The sequence below is a fragment of the Streptomyces sp. NPDC096311 genome (genome assembly GCF_044763085.1).
Classification (GTDB): domain Bacteria; phylum Actinomycetota; class Actinomycetes; order Streptomycetales; family Streptomycetaceae; genus Streptomyces.
Genome location: NZ_JBIWFN010000013.1, coordinates 88,610 through 105,771, shown reverse-complemented (window position 1 = coordinate 105,771; position 17,162 = coordinate 88,610). Strand labels below are relative to the sequence as shown.

At 67.2% G+C, this 17,162-nt stretch carries 16 protein-coding genes and 1 pseudogene; 11 read left to right on the top strand and 6 right to left on the bottom strand.

The annotated features are described in order from the left end of the window. Positions 1–16 precede the first annotated feature (16 nt). Positions 17–706, bottom strand: a complete 690-nt coding sequence (locus tag ACIRA5_RS30825) for a TetR/AcrR family transcriptional regulator (protein ID WP_403696085.1) — start codon at positions 704–706, stop codon at positions 17–19. A gap of 312 nt (positions 707–1,018) precedes the next feature. Here ACIRA5_RS30825 and ACIRA5_RS30820 point away from each other — a divergent pair, with 312 nt between their 5' ends. The 3 genes from ACIRA5_RS30820 to ACIRA5_RS30810 are packed head-to-tail and all read left to right on the top strand — an operon-like array spanning position 1,019 to position 4,429. Then, positions 1,019–1,987 carry an enoyl-CoA hydratase/isomerase family protein gene (locus ACIRA5_RS30820; RefSeq protein WP_403696083.1) on the top strand — a complete coding sequence of 323 codons (969 nt, stop codon included), beginning with the start codon at positions 1,019–1,021 and terminating at the stop codon, positions 1,985–1,987. Positions 1,988–1,994: 7 nt separating this feature from the next. Beyond that, positions 1,995–2,918, top strand: a complete 924-nt coding sequence (locus tag ACIRA5_RS30815) for an alpha/beta hydrolase (protein WP_403696081.1) — start codon at positions 1,995–1,997, stop codon at positions 2,916–2,918. Positions 2,919–2,953: 35 nt separating this feature from the next. Continuing rightward, positions 2,954–4,429 (top strand): class I adenylate-forming enzyme family protein, encoded by a 1,476-nt coding sequence (locus ACIRA5_RS30810; protein ID WP_403696078.1) that lies wholly within the window; start codon positions 2,954–2,956, stop codon positions 4,427–4,429. 9 nt (positions 4,430–4,438) lie between these two features. Here the strand turns inward: ACIRA5_RS30810 and ACIRA5_RS30805 are convergent, their stop codons facing one another. The 4 genes from ACIRA5_RS30805 to ACIRA5_RS30790 all read right to left on the bottom strand — a co-directional run bounded on the left by ACIRA5_RS30805 (position 4,439) and on the right by ACIRA5_RS30790 (position 9,684). Next, entirely contained in the window at positions 4,439–6,598 is a 2,160-nt protein-coding gene (locus ACIRA5_RS30805; RefSeq protein WP_403696075.1) for a SpoIIE family protein phosphatase, read from the bottom strand. A gap of 168 nt (positions 6,599–6,766) precedes the next feature. Next, a complete protein-coding gene (locus ACIRA5_RS30800; RefSeq protein WP_403696072.1) occupies positions 6,767–7,828 on the bottom strand; it encodes an alpha/beta fold hydrolase in 1,062 nt (353 codons plus the stop codon). A gap of 149 nt (positions 7,829–7,977) precedes the next feature. Then, positions 7,978–8,508, bottom strand: a complete 531-nt coding sequence (locus ACIRA5_RS30795; protein ID WP_403696070.1) for a 2,4'-dihydroxyacetophenone dioxygenase family protein — start codon at positions 8,506–8,508, stop codon at positions 7,978–7,980. Positions 8,509–8,601: 93 nt separating this feature from the next. After that, positions 8,602–9,684, bottom strand: coding sequence for a zinc-binding dehydrogenase (locus tag ACIRA5_RS30790; protein ID WP_403696067.1), 1,083 nt, complete (start codon positions 9,682–9,684; stop codon positions 8,602–8,604). Between the two features lie 199 nt (positions 9,685–9,883). Here ACIRA5_RS30790 and ACIRA5_RS30785 point away from each other — a divergent pair, with 199 nt between their 5' ends. The 3 genes from ACIRA5_RS30785 (at position 9,884) to ACIRA5_RS30775 (ending at position 11,739) form a co-directional block, all read left to right on the top strand. Next, positions 9,884–10,882: an AraC family transcriptional regulator gene (locus ACIRA5_RS30785; protein ID WP_403696064.1), complete on the top strand. Its 999-nt coding sequence runs from the start codon at positions 9,884–9,886 to the stop codon at positions 10,880–10,882. A 158-nt stretch (positions 10,883–11,040) separates the two neighbouring features. Then, positions 11,041–11,235 carry a hypothetical protein gene (locus tag ACIRA5_RS30780; protein ID WP_403696062.1) on the top strand — a complete coding sequence of 65 codons (195 nt, stop codon included), beginning with the start codon at positions 11,041–11,043 and terminating at the stop codon, positions 11,233–11,235. A gap of 9 nt (positions 11,236–11,244) precedes the next feature. Beyond that, positions 11,245–11,739, top strand: coding sequence for a winged helix-turn-helix transcriptional regulator (locus ACIRA5_RS30775; RefSeq protein WP_403696059.1), 495 nt, complete (start codon positions 11,245–11,247; stop codon positions 11,737–11,739). Between the two features lie 371 nt (positions 11,740–12,110). On the opposite strand, the gene ACIRA5_RS30770 is transcribed toward ACIRA5_RS30775, so the two are convergent. Continuing rightward, positions 12,111–12,305, bottom strand: coding sequence for a hypothetical protein (locus tag ACIRA5_RS30770; protein ID WP_403696056.1), 195 nt, complete (start codon positions 12,303–12,305; stop codon positions 12,111–12,113). Positions 12,306–12,543: 238 nt separating this feature from the next. Here ACIRA5_RS30770 and ACIRA5_RS30765 point away from each other — a divergent pair, with 238 nt between their 5' ends. From ACIRA5_RS30765 to ACIRA5_RS30745, 5 genes and pseudogenes are all read left to right on the top strand, one after another. Further along, positions 12,544–13,272, top strand: a complete 729-nt coding sequence (locus tag ACIRA5_RS30765) for an alpha/beta fold hydrolase (RefSeq protein ID WP_403696055.1) — start codon at positions 12,544–12,546, stop codon at positions 13,270–13,272. 105 nt (positions 13,273–13,377) lie between these two features. Continuing rightward, positions 13,378–14,325 (top strand): 3-hydroxyacyl-CoA dehydrogenase, encoded by a 948-nt coding sequence (locus tag ACIRA5_RS30760; RefSeq protein WP_403696053.1) that lies wholly within the window; start codon positions 13,378–13,380, stop codon positions 14,323–14,325. 54 nt (positions 14,326–14,379) lie between these two features. Then, positions 14,380–15,900 (top strand): flavin-containing monooxygenase, encoded by a 1,521-nt coding sequence (locus tag ACIRA5_RS30755; protein WP_403696051.1) that lies wholly within the window; start codon positions 14,380–14,382, stop codon positions 15,898–15,900. After that, positions 15,897–16,784, top strand: coding sequence for an alpha/beta fold hydrolase (locus ACIRA5_RS30750; protein ID WP_403696048.1), 888 nt, complete (start codon positions 15,897–15,899; stop codon positions 16,782–16,784). Before ACIRA5_RS30755 ends, ACIRA5_RS30750 begins: the two co-directional genes overlap by 4 nt. After that, positions 16,783–17,124, top strand: a pseudogene (locus tag ACIRA5_RS30745) (4-coumarate--CoA ligase family protein); the annotation flags it as partial. The gene ACIRA5_RS30750 and the pseudogene ACIRA5_RS30745, both read left to right, overlap by 2 nt. Positions 17,125–17,162 lie beyond the last annotated feature (38 nt).

The following is a 17,162-nucleotide window of genomic DNA, read 5'->3' as shown; positions in this document are numbered from 1 at the left end:
GCGGAAGGCAATCGCCCTACTTTCTCTGGCCTTGGACGATCGAGTCGTACAAGCGCGCGCCAACCTCGTGCGAGGCCTCGGCACGCTCCCGCTCGTCGCCCAACCCGACAGAGAAGTTCACACCCATCGGCAGGAGCACCTGCACCACCGCGTCATCGAACTCGACGAAATGCTCAGCCAGCTCAAGGGTGATGTACCCGTGCACGAGACTCCACAACTGAGCTGCTACGACTTCGGGTTCCTGCCGCTCGACCCTGCCGGAGTTCACGAGCCGCTCACACGCTGCGGTGACATGGGCATGGGCGTCTCGGAAGGCAGGCGAACGCCCACTCAGACGAAGGTCCGCGTCCGACAGCGGCCGGTACGTCGCACGCGTGGACAGCCCGAACATGAGGTCGTACAAGTGGGGGTTTTCGCGGGCCACTCGACGACAGCTCAAGGCCATGGCAAAGAGATCCGCGATCGGGTCCTCCGTCACCGGCACCTGGGCAAACGCCGCGGCAAGCTCCTTGAAGCCATGGTCGACAACGGCTCGCATCAGTTCGGGGATCCCACCGAAGTGGCTGTAGACCAGCATCGTCGACAGTCCGCTCACGGACGCCACCGTGCGCGCCTTGACGGCCGATGGACCCTGTTCGGCGAGCAGACTGATGGCGGCCCGCACAAGCCGCTGCGGTGCGTCATCGACCCTCGTCCGCCCTGACATGACCCTCATTCCTCCATCTGACTCCGCGGCCGACCACGAGCCTCTATACCGCACACCATCGAGTGGCGGTTGTCACACTTGAAATAACTTGGTTATATGACTCGCCAGGGTCAGGATACACATCACGAGTGACGTGCCGTCTCGGACACAGGCGTGCGCCCCTGGGCGCACCTTCACGCACTGTCCCAGATTGTTGCCGCCGGTACGCCATCCCGCCACGGCGATACAGCTTCATCGCCGCTGCACCACACATGCGCGGCCATCCCCCACCCACTTTGCACTCCCCATGAACTCAGCACGGGAGCAGGTTTCATGCCATACAAAGACAAGGGCCATCTGGAGATCGAAGATCGCGGGGCCGTCCTGGTCGTCCGGGTCGACGGCGGTCCGCACCAGGTGTTCGGCCTCGATATCGCCGGCCAGCTGGACAAGCTGGTGGACCGGGTCGACCGCGATCCGGGCATCCGTGCCGTCGTCTTCACCGGGGCACATCCCGAGCGGTTCGTCAGCCATGCCGCGGTCCGGTGGCTTCAGGAAGAGGGCGCCGCGAGCCCTACGGTCGGCCGACGCGGTGCCGCCGCCGTCGTACGCATGGCGAAGCACGTGGACCGGTCCCGTTTGCTCGGGGCCGTGATGCGCAGGACCCCGATGCGAGGAGCCCTCCAGCTGGAGCGCCTGCACACGACCTTCCTCAGGATGAACGGCAGCGGTGTCCTCTTCGTCGCCGCCCTCAACGGTTCGGCTCTCGGCCTCGGCGCGGAGTTCGCCTGGGCGTGCGATCTGCGGGTCATGGCCGACGGGGACTTCTTCATCGGCCAGCCGGAAATCCTCCTCGGCATCATCCCGGGTGGAGGCGGCACCCAGCGGCTGACCCGCCTGATCGGCACCCACCGGTCCTTGGCCGCGATCCTCGAGGGCAAGCCGTTCACACCTGCGGAGGCTCTCGCAAACGGGGCAGTCGACAAGGTCGTTCCGCAGGACAAGGTGGTCGCCCAGGCGATCGAACTCGCAGAACACTTCGGCAGGCGGCCGAAGGGGTCGGTCGCGGCCGCCAAGAGGTCGGTGTACTTCGGCGGGTCGATGTCGCTGGAGGACGGCCTGCACGTCGAACGCGCCGAGTTCTTCACCAGAGTCATGTCCAAGGAGGGTCAGGAACTGATGCTCGACTACATGGATACGACGGACGCCACCGGCGAACTCCCTCTCTACCGGCCGGACACCTACGCGCGGGCGCTCGCGTCGGGCAGCGTGCCCGGGCGCCGCTCGGTGAACGGACGGTGAGCCGACGGTGACCACTCCACAGCCCTTCACCCGTCACGACGTCACGTTCCCCTCCGGCGACAGCAGATGTGCCGGATGGCTCTACCTCCCCAGGGGCGTCGTCTCCCCGCCCGTCGTCGTCCTCGGGCACGGCCTGGGCGCCACCCGCGAGATGCGCCTGGACGCCTTCGCCGAGCGATTCGCACAGGCCGGCATCGCCGCTCTGGCCTTCACCTACCGGCACTTCGGCGACAGCGGCGGCCACCCGCGCCAGCTCCTGTCGATCAAGCGTCAACTCGTCGACTGGGACGCCGCCATCGCCTACGTCAAGGCCCGCCGTGACGTCGACCACGACCGTGTCGCCGTGTGGGGCAGCTCCTTCGGCGGCGGCCACGCCATCACCGTCGCCTCACGCCATCCCGAATTGCGCGCGGCTGTGGCCCAGTGCCCGTTCACCGACGGTCTCGCCTCCGCGCTCGCGCTGGGCCCGGTCGCCTCACTCAGGATGGCTCCTGTGCTCGCCCGGGATCTGGCGACCAAGGTGCGCGGCAAGGCACCCGTATTGGTCCCCATCGCAGCCCCTCCCGGTTCGCCGGCCCTCATGAACGCTCCGGACGCCCTCCCCGGATACCAGGCGCTCCAGCCGGCCGGGACGACGTTCCGCAACGAGGTGGCGGCCCGGGTCATTCCGACCATCGCCGCCTACCGGCCCGGACGTGCTGCGAAGAAGGTCACCATGCCGATCCTCTTCTGTGTCAGCAACACCGACTCGGTCACGCCTCCCGCCCAGACCCTCCGGTACGCGGGCACCGCGCCCCGGGGAGAGATCAAGAGGTACGACGCCGGCCACTTCGACTTCTACACCGGCGAGACCTTCGAGGCACTGGTACGCGACCAGATCGAGTTCCTCGCCCGCCAGCTGGACCCGGCACCCGCCGCGTCGACTCCTTGACCGGGTCGCATCACACCGAGACAGGTACGCTCGCCATGAATTTCGCTTCTCTGCCCGACCGCCGCGCCGAGCTCGACCCTCATGGGGCCGCGGTCTCGGACGGTCACCTGTCCCTCACCAACGCGCAGTTGCTGAGCCGGGTCCGAACGGTGGCGCGTCAACTCCAGGACCTCGGAATCGGTCCCGGTGACGTCGTCGCCCTCAAGCTGACGAACCGCGTCGAGTTCGTACTCCTGCTGTTCGCCGCCTGGCGGCTCGGCGCCACCATCACACCGGTCAACCCGAGCATGACCGATGTCGAGGTGGTCCGACAACTCAAGGACTCCGGTGCGCACCTGCTGGTGGTCGAGGACGGTGCGGCCGTAGGAGGGCACGGTGTTGCCGTGCTCGCCGTCGGCGAACTGTATGAAGGAGCGGTGGGCTCGGATCAAGCACCGCTTCTGGACCCGTCCACGCTGGCCCTGCTCATCTACACCAGCGGTACGACCGGGGTTCCCAAAGGTGTGATGCTCGACCATGCCAACATCGATGCCATGGTGGAGATGGGGCGCCAGGCATTGGAGGTGGGGCCGACCGACCGGTGTCTGCTGATCCTGCCGCTCTTCCACGTCAACGGCATCGTGGTCAGCGTTCTCATGCCTCTACTCGTGGGCGCGAGCGTCGTCATCGCGGGCCGCCGGTTCGATCCCCGCACCTTCTTCGACCTCGTCGAGCAGGAGCGCCCCACCTTCTTCAGCGCGGTGCCGACGATCTACAGCATGCTCGCGGCACTGCCGGACGACGTTCGGCCCGACACGTCATCGCTGCGGTTCGGCGTGTGCGGCGCGGCGCCCGCCTCCGCCGAGTTGCTGACCCGGTTCGAGGCCCGGTACGGCCTTCCGCTCGTCGAGGGGTACGGGCTGTCCGAAGCAACCTGCGGCTCCACCATCAACCCTGTCGCGGGCCCTCGACGCGCCGGAACCGTGGGGCTGCCCTTCCCGGGCCAGGAGATCCGGATCGTCGACGCCGACGGTTTCGAGGTGGCGCCGGGCATTGACGGTGAGGTGGTCGTGAGGGGCGCCAACGTCATGCGTGGCTATCTCGGCCGTCCCGACGAAACGGCCCGCGTCATCATCCGCGGCTGGTTGCACACGGGCGATGTGGGTCACCTCGACACCGAGGGCTATCTGACCCTCGTCGGGCGCTCGAAAGACATGATCATCCGGGGTGGAGAGAACATCTATCCCAAGGAGATCGAGGACGTGCTCACAGGCGACCCGTCGGTGCTCGAGGCCGCTGTGATCGGCGTACCCGACAAAAAGTGGGGAGAGGTGGTCGTCGCCTACGTCCAGCCCCGACCGGGTCTGACGGTTGATCCGGGGGCGCTGAAAGCGCTCTGCACGCGCAGTCTCACCGGCTACAAGCGCCCGACCTCGTTCGTCGTGGTGGAAGCCATCCCGAAGAACGCGGTCGGCAAGATCGACAAACCCTCGTTGCGGGCTGCTCACGCCGCAGCCTCTGCCAGGTCCTGATCAATACGGTCACTCGGCGAGAGCGGACGGGATCAGCTGCTCCGCCCAGATCACCTTCCCCTCGCGATGGTGCCGCGTGCCCCAGCGTTCGGTGAGCTGGGCAACCAGGAGCAGGCCGCGGCCGCCCTCGTCGAAGTCCCGGGCGCGGCGCAGGTGCGGGGCGGTGCCACTGGCGTCGGAGACCTCGCACGTCACAGTGGATTGGAGGATCATCCGCAGTTGGATGGGGCTCTTGCCATAGCGGATGGCGTTCGTCACCAGTTCGCTCACCACAAGCTCCGTGATGAAGGCCATCTCTTCCAACCCCCAGGCGGCCAGCCGCTCAGAGGCGAAAGCGCGCGCATGGGAGACGACGGCCGGATCGGAGGGGAGGTCCAGGGTCGCGACGTGGTCGGCGTCCAGCACTCGGGTGCGTGCCACAAGAAGAGCGACGTCATCGGCGGGGCGGCTGGGCAACAGCGCGTGGAGCAGTCCGTCGCAGGTCTCCTCCAGCGACGCGGGTGCCTGAGCGAGGACATCGGACAACACCGCCAGGGCGGCGTCCACATCGCGAGCGCGGCTTTCGATGAGGCCGTCGGTATAGAGCACCAGGAGGCTGCCCTGTGGCAGTTCGAACTGGTCGGTTTCGAAGGGAAGCCCTCCCAGACCCAGTGGCGGACCGATCTGCAGCTTCGGGAAGACGACCGTACGAGGGCTCACATCACCCGGAGTCACTACGGCCGGCAGGACGTGTCCGGCACTGGCCAGGGAGCACACGCGGGAGACGGGGTCATAGACCGCGTACAGGCACGTGGCACTGATCTCGTCCATGCCCCTTTGCTCCGCGCGCTGCAGCCGGATGACCACGTCGTCGAGGTGTGTCAACAGTTCATCGGGGGTGAGGTCGATGTCCGCCAGAGTACGGACGGCCGTTCGCAGTCGGCCCATGGTGGCCGAGGCCTGGAGGCCGCGGCCGACCACGTCGCCCACGACGAGGGCGACGCGAGCTCCGGAGAGCGGGATCACGTCGTACCAGTCACCGCCCACGCCGGCCCTTGACCCGCTGGGCAGGTACCGGGCGGCCGTCTCGACGGCGGACTCCTCCGGCGCGTGCTGCGGCAGCAGGCTGCGCTGGAGGGTGAGGGCGATACTCCGCTCCTGGGTGTAGCGACGAGCGTTGTCGATGTTCACCGCTGCCCTGGAGGAGATCTCCTGGGCCAGGAGCAGATCGTCGTCGTCGAACGGATCCGCTGTCTGGCGGCGGCAGAACTGTGCCAGCCCCAGCGGATTGCCCCGTGCCCATAGCGGGATGAGGAGCAGAGAGTGGATGCCGCCCGCACCTGAGACACCACTGTCATCCGGAGGCACCTTCAACCACGTCGGCGCGTCGGAGGCCGTGATGCCGAGCCGGAGGGGTTGTCCGGTGGCCAGTACGACAGCCGGCTGCGACCCTTCCTGGTAGGTGTGCCTCGGCCCTGAGCCGGCAACCGGGTCCTTGCTTCCGTCCGAGACAGATTGCGCGATCCGGCGAAGTAGGGGCGGACCGTCTGCCGGGTGCGTGCCTTCTTCGCGAAGGGCGGCGTCGAGAAGGTCGACGGTGACGAGGTCAGCGAAGTGGTCGGTACCGACGTCTGCCAGTTCCTGGGCGGTGCGGGCGGTGTCCAGCGTGCTCCCGATCCGTGTGCCGGCTTCGTTGATCGTGATCAGCCGCCGTTGCAGCCAACGGTCGCGCGCCCGCTGATACGCGGCTACCGCCTGCTGCGAGGTGCGATCGACATACTCGAAAGCCAACGCGCTCAGCGTGATCGTCACCGCGTTGATCAGCTCGGGCTCCTTGGTGAGACGGCCGGTCTGCTCATAGAGCAGATGAAGCAGACCCGCGTGGACGAGCCGATAGATGCGGAGCAGCTCGCTGATCTGCACCCCGTGCTCAGCAAGTCGGCAAGCGAAGTCGATGGCCGCGGGCGGCGTCGTGACCTCGGACAGATCACGGCCGCGCTCAAGAAACTCCAGAGCGGTGTCGACGACTTCGGACAGGGCCACTGGCGCCAGAGCGGCGATGTCCTCGTATCTCCACACCTCGGGAAGCTCGCTGCGCAAGCGCTGCAGCACCACTTCGGTCAGCTGATCCGATTGGGCCGTGAGCCCTCGGGCGAGATCTTGAAGGAAGGCATGGGCGTCGGTTCCCATGAATCAAAATGTACGGGGAAAGGCATGTGCGGGCACTTCCCGGCCGCTTGCCCGTTTCCCGCTGAGGTCGGCCGTACGTCCGAGGGCTGGGCGACGACGACCCTCACCGCCGCCGCCCAGCCCGGTCATGGTGCTCGCTCCCGGTTCAGCGACCGTCGAGGAACCGCGTCAGAGACCGTTGAGGAAGTCCAGGAGCTCCCTGTTGACCGCCTCGGGCCGCTCCTGCTGGATCCAGTGCCCGCAGTCTGCCAGGATCACCGACCCTCGCAGGTCGGGGACCTTTTCCCCGATCCGGGCGATCGCCTCCTGGCTCCAGATCGTCGTCACGTCCCGGTCGCCCCCGATGAAGAGCGCGGGCACGGTCACCGGCCTGTTCTCGTACTCCTCGAGGACCTCCCAGTTCAGATCGAGGGTCCGGTAATAGTTCAGCGGGCCGGTCAGTCCGGTGTGCTCCAGCTCGGCGACGAGGAAGTCCACCTCGTCCTGGCCGATCCAGTCCGGCAGTGTCTCCGGCAGTTCCAGCCTCGCGCCGAACTTCTCCGCCCGCGGCACGCACATGGCGCCCCGCACGAACTCCCGGAGGAACTCCGGCGGAAGCGACGTGAGGTCGACGCCGGCGAGCTCAGGTGGCAGGGGACGGTCCGCGGACAGGCTGTAAAGGCCGCTGATGACCCACGACCGCACATCCTCCTCGATCTCCTGCTCCGCAACAGCGCCGGGAAGCGAGAAATACTCCTGGTAGAACAGCATGTCAGGACCCGCAAGCTCGCGGGCGACCTCGCTCGGGCGCCGCTCACCGAAGGGGTTGCCCGGCAGTCCCGACTGGCCTCGGCCGCCGAACGGCACGCTCAGCGCCACGACCCCGCGGAAGACATCGGGCCGGGTCCACGCCGAGGCCCACGCCACCGGAGCCCCGTAGTCATGGCCGACGATCACGGCGCTCGACTCGCCCAGGGCCTCGACCACACCGACACAGTCCGCGACCGATTCGGTGATCCGATACGCCGCTATGTCGGCGGGCTTGGACGATCGTCCGTATCCCCGCATGTCCAGTGCCACGGCGCGGTAGCCGGCGTCGGACAGCGCGTCCATCTGGTGCCGCCACGAGTACCAGGACTCGGGGAAACCATGGACCATCAGGACCATCGGGCCGGACGTCCCGGCGATCCGCAGGTGGATGCGCTGCCCGTTGACCCGGACGGTGCGCTCTTCCCAATCAGAGAGGGGCATTGGGCGGCCTCCATGTCGCTCTTGTGTGCAGGCGTATGCAAAGAAACGTTCCTTCGAGGCGGTACGGTCCCGTCGTGCCACCTCGTACGAGGGCGGTGCGGGCATCACTTCGCCGCTTCGACTTCGATGCCCGCACCGCCGGTCCTTGGTTATGCGTCGCTGAACTTCGCCGTCCCACCGGTGAGGTACTGGATGACGCCGAGGCCCTGCGCCCGTGCGCAGTCCTCGGTCAGCTTCTGGACGGTGACAGCGTCGAGGACCGAGTGGAACTGACCCTCGTCGGTGAAGCCGACGTTGGCTCCGTACACGATGAACAGCACGACCGTGGGCTCGGAGGTCGTCTCCGGCACGGCGAAGGTATGGACCGAGGAGGCCGGCTCGTAGAGGTACGACCCGGCAGTCTGCGGCTGGTCCGGGTACTCCTTGTAGATCCACTCTCCCTTCAGGGTGTAACCGTGCACCGGGCCGGTGTGGAGGTGAATGGGCAGCTCCACACCGGGAGCGAAGGTGCCGATGATCACCCACACCCCGACTTCGGGGTCGAGGAACAGCGGCTGGAAGTCGATCCCGGGGCCCATGGAGTCCTTCAGGACGGGGATCTCGTTCACGTTGACCGTGAGTAGCTCGGTCTGCGGGAGCGAGACGACGGGGACCTTGTTCGCGGTCACTTCAGCGGTCATGGCGGGTGTCTGCTTTCTCATGATTGCCGTGGCCCAGCGGGGTGGGTCCCGCCGTGGGCCGCAGGCGGGAGGGCGGCTCGGATGCTGATCAGCTCACGGAAGGACGATGATCTTGGCGTCCTTCTCGGGGTCGGCCAGCCTCGCGAAGGCCTCGGGCACTTCGTCGAGCGCGACACGACTGGTGATGAACGACTCGACCCGCAGTTCCCCGGAAGCGATGTGCCCCAGCGCCTGGGCGAACTCCTCGGGTGTGTAGGAGATGCAGAAGGCCAGGTCGATCTCCTTCATGATCGCGAAGCTCGGGTAGATGAAGTCCTGCTCCATGCACAAGCCCGCGACGACGACCTTCGAGCAGGCCGCCGCTCCGGACAGGATCTGCTGGAGGATCCCGGGGACACCGACGCATTCGAAGACCACGGACGGACGCAACCCCGCGCCGGGGAACATCGGAGTCTGGCGGCCCCACCGCTCCGCCCCGGAGGTGGCGGCGACCTCCTGCCACGACTCGTAGGGCGACGTCTCGCGCGGGTCCACCACGACGTCGGCACCGAGGGCCGCGGCCATCGCTCTGCGCGACGGCGAGAAGTCCGACGCCACGATCGGGCCGATGCCACGCATCTTCAGGACCGCGATCACCGCGAGTCCGATGGGACCGCAGCCGATCACGAGCGGCACGTCATCGGGCCCCAGGCCGCCGCGGTTGACCGCGTGCAGGGCGACCGCGAGCGGTTCGGCCAGGGTGGCGAGGTCATCGGGCACATGGTCGGGAACCGGAACGAGAAGGTCCTCGGACAGGAGCATGTACTCGGCGTACGCGCCTGGGGTACCGGGACCCCCGAAGCCGATGGTCACGGGCTCCGGCCGGAGCAGGAACGGCACCGAGACGACTCGGCTGCCGGGGGCGAGGGTGGCTCGGCACTCGGGTCCGTACTCGACGACCTCGGCGCAGAACTCGTGCCCCAGGACGACCGGCTCGTCGAGCTTGAAGAGGTCTACCCCCGCCGCCTCCTTGGCGCTGTCCAGCAGCTGCGCGCCGTGGGTGACACAGTGCAGGTCACTGCCGCAGATCCCCGCTGCGAGGACCTTGACCAGCGCCTCACCAGGGCCAGGCTGCGGCAGCGGCGTCTCGACGACCTCGAGGCCGCTGTTGATCATGACGACTGCTTTCATCGACATGAGCTGCTCCCCGTGCCGTTGCCGCGATATCCGCTGGCGAGGAGGGCTTGTCTTGCGGAAACGTTGATTTGCATGGCTCTGTCTGCTTCCTCGGAGACGGAGATCGTCACGTTGGCTACGTGACGCCGATCTGGATGCTGGCACCGGCAGAGCGGCTCGAACTTGTCTTGATGCGACTATTAGTTGACACTTGGCGACTGTGACCAACTTGATCCGTGGTCTCGCACTCCTCAACGTCGCGGAAGTGGTGTCCAGCCTCGGCGGTGATCCGGATGCCCTGATGCGCTCGCACGGCATCGATCCACCGGCTGCCGGTGACTACGACACGTTCCTCCCCTACGACTCGGTGGCAGCCGTGATCGGGGACGCGGCCCAGGAGCTCGGCTGCCCCGACTTCGGGATGCGACTGGCACGCAAGCAGGGCATCGAGATGCTGGGCCCCATCGCGGTCGTCATCCGTAACGCGGAGACCGTCGCCGCGGCGATCGAAGGGGTCTCGCGATACCTGCACAACATCGCGCCCACCGACTCCACCGAGCTGATCCGCACTCCGCGAGCGGCAGTTTTCACTTTCTCGACCAACCTGCGACGGCCGGCTCATCATGACCAGATGATCGAGAAGGGCCTCGGCATCGCGATGGACGCCTTCCGGTTGATGATCGGGGAGAACTTCGTCCCGCTGCGGGTCACATTGCAGCACCGCCGCATCGCACCCATGAAGAGCTATCGCGAGATGTTCGGGTGTCCTGTCGAGTTCGAGCGGCAGGTGAACTCCGTCCATCTGCCCCACCATGCCTTGAGCCAGCCGATCCTTGGCCGGGACGCGGCAGCAATGGCCCTGGCCGAGAAGTACCTCGCCGGCATGAGGCCCGACCTCGCCATCGCCGACCACGTGCGAGACATGACCCAGCGACTCCTGGTCGTCCACCAGGCCGGCCTGCTCTCGGTCGCCAGGGCGTTGTCCCTGCATCCCCGTGTCCTCCAGCGCAGGCTGGCCGAGTCGGGCACGTCCTTCGAAGAGATCCTCGACGACGTACGGCGCGACATGGCGTGGGAGCTCTCCGCCACCGGCATGCAGATCTCTCAGATCGCGACCATGCTCGGCTACTCCGAGACCAGCAGCTACACGCGGGCCTGCCGACGGTGGTACGGCGAATCGCCCAGGCAACTACGCGCCCGTCGGCGGGCCGCGCGCTGAGCGCCCAGGCCGGGGAGCGACTGATTCAACACACCGCCGGACCCTTGTCGGGCAGCTGTCAGGGCACGGGAAGTCCTGCCGTCAACTCTCAGATTCACCGGAGAACCTCTGGTGGCGATGCTCGCCCGCCTCCTCTTCGCCCTGCCCTGGAAACGCTGGTGGCCGGCCCGGGCCGCTCCGGCGAGGAGACCCGCGCTTCCCTGACGGACAGCCTCAAGTCAATCGCCGCCATCCCGCTCATCATCGGCGGCGAAGGCGCCTTCAAGCAGGTCCTCCGGGACTCGGGCACCGGTGACGCCATCGCCTCCGCGGCCGACGGCTCGCAGCACCAGGCGCCGATGCGACCTCCGTAGACTTCCATCATGGAACGGAAGAGCTTTGAGGACATGAGCTGCCCGGTCGCGCTGGCGCTGGAGCGGGTCGGCGAGTGGTGGAGCATCCTCATCCTGCGCGACGCGACACACGGCATCACCCGGTTCGACGAGTTCCAGAAGAGCCTGGGCATCTCACCGAACTCCCTGACCCGCCGACTCGGAGCGCTCGTCGAGGCCGGTCTTCTCGAGCGACGCCGCTACAACGAACGTCCCCCGCGGGACGAGTACGTGCTCACCGAGGTCGGGCACGCATTCCAACCAGTACTCATCGCCCTGTACGCCTTCGGCAGCGACCACTTCCCCCCGGAGGCGCCGAACGTACGCCTGGTCGACAAGGAGTCAGGCACGGATGTCGAACCGCTGTTGATCGACCGCGCGACCGGCCGTCCCATCGACGAGGAGCACACCACGTTCCTGCCGGGACCATCCGCGGACGACCGGCTCCGTGCCGTACTCGAGCGGAGGAACGAGCAGGCCTCATGAGCTCGGTGGCTACCATCACGACAGCCAGTCACTTGCATGATGGTAGTGACACTCCTACTGTTAGCCCTCGAGCCGCAATCGAGCGTGAGCACGTGGGCGGCCCGCTCCGGCCAGATGGTCGAGCACCGCTCCACCGGCCGCCGCCAGGGCGGAGGCAGTCACACGACGAGGTGTGCCATGAGCGCTTCAGTAAACGGCCGAGCCGTCCATCAGCACCGCACAGCGATCGCGCCGAGCCGCCGGAGTGATCGATTACCGCTCGACCGGCGTGAACAAACCGCCGTCACCCACCATTTCTTGCCAGTACGCGTCGACAGGGCCGTCATCACGGATGCCGCAGTCCTGACCTGGCCGGCTCTCGGTGATCAGCACTACGCGCCCACTCGGAATCGCTGGAGCAGTCGTTCACCTGCGTTCTTTCCGTCCTCGCCGAAGAGCGCGCCGAGCACGTGACCGAGCGTGTAGACAACTCGTCCACCGGCAAGGCCGACGCCGGTGCTACGGGGCGCCGCACCGCTCGGCCACCAACTACGTGACAACAGAAGGCTGTTGAACACCTCCGGCATGCACACAGCCTCCTCTCTGTCTGCCTCCCTCACTCAGACCTGACGGACGAACCCTGCCCGCGTCGGCACCCACCCGGGCACCGGTCGTGGAGTTGCCCGCGCCCTCCAGACGTTGCACGTCAGCCCCATGCACAGCCCTGCCCATCAGCGGCCCCCCTTGCTCTTGCTCTGGGCTTCCGCGGCACCAAGTCCGATCCACAGCAACCCCTGAGAATCAACAGTCGACTGGAGAGATCCCGTGCCTGCCGTATTCGTTCATGGCGTCCCGGACACCCACCACGTATGGGACGACGTCCGTGACCACCTGACGCGGACCGATGTCATAGCGCTCGCGCTGCCCGGTTTCGGAAACCCCGTACCGGAAGGCTTCACCTCCACGAAGGAGGAGTACGCCGACTGGATCATCGGGCGACTGGAGGAGATCGGCAGCCCGGTCGACCTCGTGGGACATGACTGGGGCTGCGTCCTCACCTCCCGCGTCGCCTCGCTGCGTCCCGACCTGGTGAGAACCTGGGCCGGCGGCGACGCCTCGATCGCCGGGACGGACGAGTGGCACTCCTTCGCAAAGATCTGGCAGACCCCCGAGGTCGGAGAGCAGTGGATGGCTGAGTTCGCGCCGTCGGCGTTGAGCGAGCTGCTGCAGGCCAACGGCGTGCCCGCCCAGCGCGCCGAGGAGAACGCGAGCCGACTGGACGCCACGATGAAGGACAGCATCCTCCGTCTCTACCGCTCGGCAGTTCACGTGTGGGCCGACTGGGAGCCCGGTCTGGCGGACATCACCAGCCCTTCCCTCGTGTTCTGGGGCACCGATGACCAGATCGAGCCGGTGGAGCGCGCCGACGCCGTCGCGAAGAGTGTCAAAGCCACGACTGTCGTCAGGCTGGACAGCGGACACTGGACACCGCTCCAGCAGCCGCGGGCACTCGCCGCCGCACTGACACGGCACTGGGAAAGCATCCGGGCCTAGCCATCCCTCACGGAGCGATTGCGCCGGCCACAGCCGAGTTGATCCGCGTGAACCGTGCCGACTCTCGCTTCTCCGAACTCCTGCTGCCAAAAGGAAGAGAGAGCCATGTCCCGACTCGACAAAATAGCCGTCCTGGGCTCGGGCGTGCTGGGCGGACAGATCGCCTGGCACAGCGCGTTCAAGGGCAAGACGGTCACCGTGTACGACATCGCACTGGACGCCATCGAGCGCTGTCGGGCCGCACACGACCAGTACGCCGCCGTCTACCTGTCGGAAGTCGGCGCCGACGACGCGGACATCGCCGCCACTCGGGAACGCCTGACGTACAGCACCGACCTGGCCGCCGCAGTCGCACAGGCGGACCTGGTGATCGAGGCGGTGCCCGAGATCCCGGAGGTCAAAACGGCCTTGTACCTGAAGATGGCCGAACTCCTGCCGCCGGACGCCCTCGTCGCGACGAACTCCTCGACACTCCTGCCCAGGGACTTCGCCCAGGCCACCGGCCGTCCGGAGAAGTTCTGCGCCCTCCACTTCTCCAACCTGATCTGGGCGATGAACTTCACCGAGATCATGGCTCACCCGGGTACGTCGCCACAGACGCTCACCGAGGTGACGGAGTTCGCCGTCGAGATCGGCATGCTGCCGATCCCCATCCGCAAGGAACAGAACGGGTACGTCGTCAACACGTGGCTGGTCCCCTTCCTCAACGCCGCGCAGACCCTCGTGACCAACGGAGTCGCCACCCCCGAGGACGTGGACCGCACGTTCCTGTACACCGGCGCCAAGTTCGGGCCGCTGGGGATGATGGACATGGTCGGCATGAAGACGGCGTACGACGTTCTCTCCCACTGGGGGAAGGAGAACGGTGACGCGCAGATGAGTGCCAACGCCGACTACATCAAGAAGAACTTCCTCGACCGCGGGCTGCTGGGACTGCAGACCGGCAAGGGCTACTACGACTACCCCGACCCGGCATACCAGCGTCCCGGCTTCCTCGACGTCCCCGACATCTCGGCTGTCCCCGACATCGTGTCCTTGATCTCGCCGCAGTGACCACGGCCCTTCCCCGGATCGTCACGACCACCACACGAAACGAAGGAAACCGACATGAGCGCAGCCGCTGAGGTGTCACGGAGACTCGAGCACGTCGACGTGCTGATCGTCGGAGCCGGTATCTCCGGCATCGACCTGGGGCACCATCTGAAGACGAAGCAGCCGGACAAGACCTTCGCGATCGTCGACGGCCGCGATGCGATCGGCGGAACCTGGGACCTGTTCCGCTACCCGGGTATCCGGTCCGACGCCGACATGCAGAGCTTCGGCTTCGAGTTCAAGCCGTGGACAAAGGCCAACGCCATCGCCGACGCCCACGAGATCCTTGACTACCTGCACGAGGCGATCGCCGACGACCGCCTCGACCGGCACCTGCACCTCGGGCACAAGGTGCTCAGCGCGGACTTCTCCTCCGACGAGGCGCGGTGGACCGTCACACTCGAGCGCACCGGCGACGGCGAGCAGTTCGACGTCACCTGCGGCGTGCTGTTCTCCGCTGCCGGCTACTACGACTACGCCGGCGGGTACACCCCCCACTTCGAGGGGCGCGAGGACTTCCACGGCCCGATCGTCCACCCGCAGCAGTGGCCGGAGGACCTCGACTACACCGGTAAGAAGGTCGTCGTCATCGGGAGCGGCGCCACCGCCGTATCCCTGCTGCCGTCGGTGGCCGAGACGGCGGGCCACGTCACGATGCTGCAGCACTCACCGTCGTACGTGCTGCCGGTGCCGCGCCAGGACCCGATCGCCAACACCCTGCGCCGACTGCTGCCGGAGACGGTCGCGTGGCGGGTCACACGAGGAATCAACATCAACCGCCAGCGCCTGATCCTTGCCCTCAGCCGACGCTACCCGAGGCAGATGCGGCGTCTGATCCGCAAGCTCAACGCCGGTGCCCTTCCTGCGGGTTATGCGATCGACACCCACTTCAACCCCCGCTACAACCCGTGGGACCAGCGGTTGTGCGTGGTCCCGGACTCCGACATGTTCAAGGCCATCTCCAGCGGTGCGGCATCCGTGGTCACCGATCGCATCGTGCGGTTCACCGAGCACGGGATCCTGCTCGAGTCGGGTACCGAGCTCGACGCCGACGTCATCGTCACGGCCACCGGACTGAACATGCTGCCCTTCGGCGGTATCACCCTGCACGTCGACGGCCAGGCCGTCGATCTCCACGACCACTTCATCTACAAGTCCATGATGGTCAGCAGTGTGCCCAACTTCGCCTTCGCCCTCGGCTACACCACCAACGCGTGGACGCTCAAGGTCGACCTGGTCTCCGATCACCTGTGCCGGCTGCTCGCCCACATGGACCGCCACGGCTACGCCACCGTCACCCCGGTCGCCGACGACCCGACGCTCACCGGAGGGCCGTTCCTCGACATGGATACGGCATACATCAACCGCGCCATGCACCTCTTCCCGCAGCGGGGCTCCCACGGCCCGTGGACGGTGGAGCAGAACTACCAACTCGACCGTGCCCGGCTGGCCACCGGCCCGGTCGAGGACCCCGCGCTGAAGTTCACCTCCACCGTGGTGGGCGCGAAGGCGGCACCCAGGGGAGCGGCGGCATGAGTACCCCGGCCTTCATCTCCGTCAACGGTCGACGCACCCGCGTGCGTATCGAGGGTGACCCGTCCGACCCGCCCGTGCTGCTGTTGCACGGCATCGGCCGCAGTCTCGAGGACTGGGCCCCGCAGTACCCACGCCTCGCCCCGGGACACCGGTTGATCGCCCTCGACCTTCCGGGCTTCGGCTTCTCCGCCCGTTCCCCCGAGCCCACCACGCTGAAGGTGCTGGCACGCGGAGTGATCGATGCGCTCGCAACCCTCGGCGAGCAGCGACCGCTGCACGTGCTCGGCAACTCTCTCGGCGGCGCGATCGCGCAGCAGTTGCTCGTCCTCGATCCGGAACGGGTGGCCGGCCTGGTGCTGGTCAACAGCGCCGGCTTCGGGCCCGAGGTCGCGCTCCCGCTACGGCTGCTGACCCTCCCCGTCCTCGGCCGCCTCGTCACCCGACGTCCCACCCGCGCCGGCACACGGATGACCGAACGTCTGCCCTTCGCCGACCCGGCACTGGCCACCAAGGAGCGGATCGATCACGCCTTGGCCATCGCCCGCCAACCCGACCCGAGCGCCGTGCTGCTCGAGACCGTTCGAGAACTCGCCACAATGCGCGGTACCAAGCCCGGCTGGCGGGCCGAACTGACCGCCGCCGTCGCGAAGCACCCCCGCCCCACACTGATCATCTGGGGAGACCGCGACCGAGTCCTGCCCGCCCGTCATCTCGACTCCGCACGCCGACTCCTCCCACACGCCGAGACCCATCTCCTCACCGGGATCGGTCACATGCCGCAGATCGAGTGCCCCGACGAGTTCGCCGCCCGCGTCCTGACGTTTCTCACCGACGCGGAACGACGGACCGGCACCGTGCCGCAGGGCGCGGCGCCCACTCTCTGACCCCGCCGGCCGGATGTTCATAGTCGACCGGCTCAAGGAACTGATCAAGTACAAGGGCTACCAGGTCCCGCCCGCCGAGCTCGAGGCCCTGCTGCTGACCCACCCGGCCATCGTCGACACCGCGGTCATCGGGGTCACCGACGACGACGGTGAGGAGATCCCCAAGGCCTTCGTCGTCCGCCGGCCCGGCACCGACATCACCGCGGACGAGGTCATCGAGTTCGTCGCGCGCCGGGTCGCCCCGTACAAGAAGGTCCGGCGGGTCGAGTTCATCGACGTCATCCCCAAGTCCACGTCGGGCAAGATTCTCCGCAAGGACCTTCGTTCCCCGACCGCGTGACACATGCTGCGCGGCTTCTTCGGCAGGCCACCCCGGTC